A 4,709-nucleotide genomic window follows, 5' to 3' on the forward strand; every position below is an offset into this window, starting at 1 on the left:
GGTGGGGGCGAGGGCGGTCAGCCCCGGCCGGGCAGGCCCCGGCCCTCGCGCCAGCGATTCGTGAGCGGCAGGCGGCGGTCCTTGCCGAAGACCTTGGGGGAGATCTTGGTGCCCGGCGGGTACTGCCGCCGCTTGTACTCGGCGGTGTCGACCAGCCGCAGCACCCGGGAGACCAGCTCCGGGTCGTAGCCGGCGGCGACGATCTCGTCCGCGCCGCGGTCGCGGTCGACGTACAGCTCCAGGACGCCGTCCAGCACGTCGTAGTCCGGCAGCGAGTCGGTGTCCACCTGGCCGGGCCGCAGCTCCGCGCTCGGCGGCTTGGCGATGGAGTTCTCCGGGATCGGCGGGGTCTCGCCCCGCCGGGCCGCGGCTTCGTTGCGCCAGTGGGCCAGGCGGTAGACGACCGTCTTGTAGACGTCCTTGATCGGCCCGTACGCGCCGACCGAGTCGCCGTAGAGCGTGGAGTAGCCGACGGCCAGTTCGCTCTTGTTGCCGGGGGCCAGGACGATGTGGCCCTCCTGGTTGGAGACGGCCATCAGCAGGGTGCCGCGCAGCCGGGACTGGAGGTTCTCCTCGGCGAGGCCGGTCAGTTCCACCGCGTCCAGGTAGGCGTCGAACATGCCGCCGATCGCCACGGTGCGGAGCGAGAGGCCGGTGCGCCTGGCCAGCTCCACGGCGTCGTCCTTGGAGTGTTCCGAGGAGTAGCGGGAGGGCATGGAGAGCCCGAAGACCCGGTCGGGGCCCAACGCGTCGCAGGCGATGGCCGCGCAGAGCGCCGAGTCGATGCCGCCGGAGAGGCCGATGAGCACCGTGCGGAAGCCGTTCTTCCCGACGTAGGCGCGGACGCCGGTGACCAGCGCCTCGTACATCTCCTCGGCATCGTCGAGCCGGTCCGCGACGGTGCCGCGGTGGGCCGGCTCGTAGGGCGGCAGCGGGTCGGCGGAGAGCGTGTGGTGGTCGATCGTCAGGCCGTCGTCCGCGAGCCCGACCGGCGGTTCGTCGGATGCGGCCGGCAGTTCGAGGTCGAGCAGCACGCACTCCTCGGCGAACTGCGACGAGCGGGCCAGCACCGTGCCGTCCCGGTCGACGACGATCGAGTCGCCGTCGAAGACCAGCTCGTCCTGGCCGCCGGTCAGCGCCACGTAGGCGAGTGCGCAGCCCGCCTCCTGGGCCCGCTTGCGCACCAGTTCGAGCCGGGTGTCGTCCTTGGCGACCTCGTAGGGGGAGGCGTTGATCGCCAGCAGCAGCCCGGCGCCGGCCGCCCGGGAGGCCGGGACGCGGCCGCCGTCCTGCCAGAGGTCCTCGCAGATGGCCAGGGCCACGTCCACGCCGCGCACCCGGACCACCGGCAGCGTCTCGCCGGGCACGAAGTAGCGGAACTCGTCGAAGACGCCGTAGTTGGGGAGGTGGTGCTTGGCGAAGGTCAGCACCACCTCGCCGCGGTGCAGCACGGCCGCCGCGTTCTGGGGGGCGCCGGCCGGTTGGCCCGTGTTCGCCCGGGAGTGTTCGGCCCGGTCCAGGTAGCCGAGCACCACCGGCACCTCGCCGAGGCCCTCGGCGGCCAGCCGGGTCGCGACGTCGCGCAGCGCCCTCCGACTGGCGGTCACGAAGGACGGGCGCAGGGCCAGGTCCTCGACGGGATAGCCGGTGAGCATCATCTCGGGGAAGGCGACCAGGTGCGCGCCGTGGTCGACGCCGTGCCGCGTCCAGCGCAGCACCGCGTCGGCGTTGCCGGGCAGATCGCCGACGGTGGAGTCGATCTGGTTGAGGGCGATACGTAGCTGAGGCACGCGGTCGAGTGTAATCGTCCGACTGACGCGATGGGGGTGCGGTCCTTTCGTCGGCTTTCGGCCGTGGCCTGTCGTGGCGTCCCGCGCCCGGCTGCGCGATAGGGAATGATCCGCGAATGACGCAATCCTGGTGGAAAAGGTCATCGTCGCGGGGGATGGCGATCGCAACCGAGCGGTGGGAGAGAAGCCCCCTGGGATCCGGCCAGGATCCGCGACCGCCGGTTACGGGGACAGGTCGAGGGGCAGGGCTGAACCGACCTGCGCGTGACAACGGGACGACGCCATGAAGGAAAGGGGCGCGGCCATGCCGCAGGACATCAGCTTCTACCTGCCCTTCCGAGGCAGCATCAACCCGGGCGCCAGCCGGGCGCGCGCCCACCATCTGGACTGGGTGCGGCGGCACGGCCTGGTCGCGGGCGAGGAGGCCGTGCGCCGCTACCAGGGCTGGCAGTTGACCGACCTGGCCGCCTACGCCTATCCGGAGGCGGGCGGCGGCGACCTCGACCTGGTCACCGACGCCGTCTGCCTCGGCTTCCCGCTCGACGACCTGTTCGACGGGCCGTTCGGCCGGCAGCCGGAGCGGGTCGCCCAGCTGGTCACCGAGTTGGCCGCCGTGCCCTACCGCGTCCCCGGCACCCGGCCCCGGCTCGACGCGCCGGTGGTCCGCGCCTACACCGACGTCTGGCGGCGCAGCGTCGTCGGCATGTCCCAGGACTGGCGGGCCAGGGCCGCCGCCAACCTGGCCCGTTTCTTCCGGGCCTACGTGCGTGAGGCGCGGAACCGCGCCCAGGGTGCCCCGATGGACGAGGCCGGCTATGTGCGGCTGCGCCGCCAGGCCGTCGGCACCGCGCCGTGCTTCGACCTGATCGAGCGGGCCGGACACTTCGAGGTGCCGCCCGGCCTCTACTGGAGCCGCGAGGTCCGGCTGCTCACCCGCTGCGCGGGCGACGTCGTCTTCCTCTGCAACGACGTGCACTCGGTGGAGCGCGAGGAGGCGCAGGGCGACCCGCACAACCTGGTGCTGATCAGGGAGCGGACCCGCGGCTCCTCGCGGGAGGAGGCGGTGCGGCAGGTCACCCGGCTGGTGGCCAGCCGGGCCCGGCTCTTCGTCGCGCTGTCCGCCCGGGTGCCCGAGCTGTGCGAGCGGTGGGGCGTCGACGACCGGGGGCGGGCCGACCTGGAGCGCTATCTGACCGGGCTGCGAGGCTGGATGGTCGGGAACCAGCGGTGGGGTGTGGTCACCGCCCGCTATGCCAGGCCGGCGCCGCCGGTGGCACCCCCGGTGGCGGCGACCATCGCCGGTGAGGGCGTCGCGGCCGCGCCCGCCGGTGGCTGAACCGTCGGTACCCGGCGGTCGGCGGCGCCCGGCGCCGCGGGTGTCGCGGCGGTCGCGGGGGTCACCGGCGCCGGCGGCGCCCCCGGCTGCCGAGACGGCCGAGACGGCCGAGGGGACCGCGGCGGGTCAGGCGGGCGAGCCGGCCGGGCAGTGAGCGCCAGCCGCGCCGCGGGCGCCGGGTGGCGTCGGGGGCCGGGTCGGAGGCCGCCTTCCGCGGTGGCATGGTGATCGTGCCGGTCGTCGGGGTGGCCGCCGGGCCGGACGGCGGGCGCGGCGCGCGGGGCGAGAACATCACGGGCAACGCGTCGAGATGGCGGGACCAGGTCGACGAGGACCAGCTCAGGTCGTCTGGCTCGGTCGTCAGCCGCAGGTCGGGCAGCCTGCCGAGCAGCACCTCGATCGCCGTGCCCGTGATGGCCCGGCCGATGTCCTGCCCCGGGCACTCGTGCGGCCCGCTGGTGAACGCCAGATGGGAGCGGTTGCCGTGCATCGGCGCGCCGGGCGCCGGCCGCACCACCGGGTCGACGTTGGCCGCCGCCAGCCCCAGGAGTAACACGTCGCCCTCCCTGATGTGTTGGCCGCCCAACTCCACGTCCTGGGTGGCGAAGCCACCGGGGCACACCGAGATCGGCGGCTCGTCCCACAGCACCTGCTCCACCGCCGCCGGCAGCGTCATCCGGCCGCCGTGCAGCGAGCCGCGGAACCGGGGGTGGGTCAGCACCACCCGCAGGGTGTTGACGATCAGGTTGGTGGTGGTCTCGTTGCCGGCGACCATCACCAGACGCAGATGGTGCACCACCTCCTCGTCGGAGAGGTCGCCATGGTGGGCGAGCAGCCAGGACGCCAGGTCGTGGCCGGGGTCCGTGCTCTTGCGCGCCACCAACTCCCGCAGCGCGCGCTGGATGTACTGGTCGGCGGTGACCGCCTTCTCGGTGCCGATCAGCAGCTGGCGGCTGGCCCGCACCAGCCGCGGCCCCTCCTCCTCCGGCAGGCCGAGCACGGTGGTCAGGGCCAGCATCGGCAGCTGCTGGGCGTACTGCGCGAGGATCTCGGCCTGCGCGTCCGCCGTGAACCGGTCGATCAACTGGTGGGCGTGGCGCTGCACATGGCGGCGCAGCCCGCGCCGGTCGAAGCGGTCCAGGCTCTGGTTGAGGGCGGACCGCAGCCGCTGGTGCACCTCGCCGTCCTGGTGGGTGCAGTCCGGCCCCCACAGCAGCACCGGCGCGATGGCGGAGGCCGGGCTCACCCGACCGGCCCGGTACTCGCCCCAGTTGCGGCCGTCCCGGCTGAACCGCCGTGGGTTGCGGGTCACTTCGAGGATCTCCGCGTAGCCGAGCACCAGCCAGGCCGGCACGTCTCCCTCCAGCAGCACGGGGGCGACCGAGCCGTGCTCGGCGCGCAGCTGCTCGTAGAGGCCGAACGGGTCGGCCGAGGCGACGGGGCCGTACAGCCGGTGGACCCCGCCGGGACCCGGGTCGTGGGCGGGACAGCCGGGCGGTGGGACGGCGGCGGTCAGCCCGCCGGCCGGCTGGCCGGTGGGGGACGGGTCAGACGACGGCCTGGTCACGGTGCCTCCGATGGGT

Annotated in this window: 3 protein-coding genes; 1 reads left to right on the forward strand and 2 read right to left on the reverse strand. The window is 74.0% G+C overall.

The window, feature by feature from the left end; genetic code table 11:
* Window positions 1–17: 17 nt before the first annotated feature.
* Window positions 18–1,790 (reverse strand): NAD+ synthase, encoded by a 1,773-nt coding sequence (locus E1283_RS32090; RefSeq protein ID WP_132821684.1) that lies wholly within the window; start codon window positions 1,788–1,790, stop codon window positions 18–20.
* Window positions 1,791–2,094: 304 nt separating this feature from the next.
* Between E1283_RS32090 and E1283_RS32095 the strand changes: the two genes are divergently transcribed.
* Window positions 2,095–3,126: a terpene synthase family protein gene (locus E1283_RS32095; RefSeq protein WP_132821685.1), complete on the forward strand. Its 1,032-nt coding sequence runs from the start codon at window positions 2,095–2,097 to the stop codon at window positions 3,124–3,126.
* Between the two features lie 61 nt (window positions 3,127–3,187).
* Here the strand turns inward: E1283_RS32095 and E1283_RS37670 are convergent.
* On the reverse strand, window positions 3,188–4,709 hold a 1,522-nt coding region (locus E1283_RS37670), incomplete at its 5' end, for a cytochrome P450 family protein (RefSeq protein ID WP_207930616.1).

It is taken from the genome of Streptomyces hainanensis (assembly GCF_004348415.1).
GTDB classification, from domain to species: domain Bacteria; phylum Actinomycetota; class Actinomycetes; order Streptomycetales; family Streptomycetaceae; genus Streptomyces; species Streptomyces hainanensis.

Bases quoted from the DNA above. Each gene is read 5' to 3' on its own strand.
- E1283_RS32095 (WP_132821685.1), top strand. From the start codon at position 2,095: ATGCCGCAGGACATCAGCTTCTACCTGCCCTTCCGAGGCAGCATCAAC.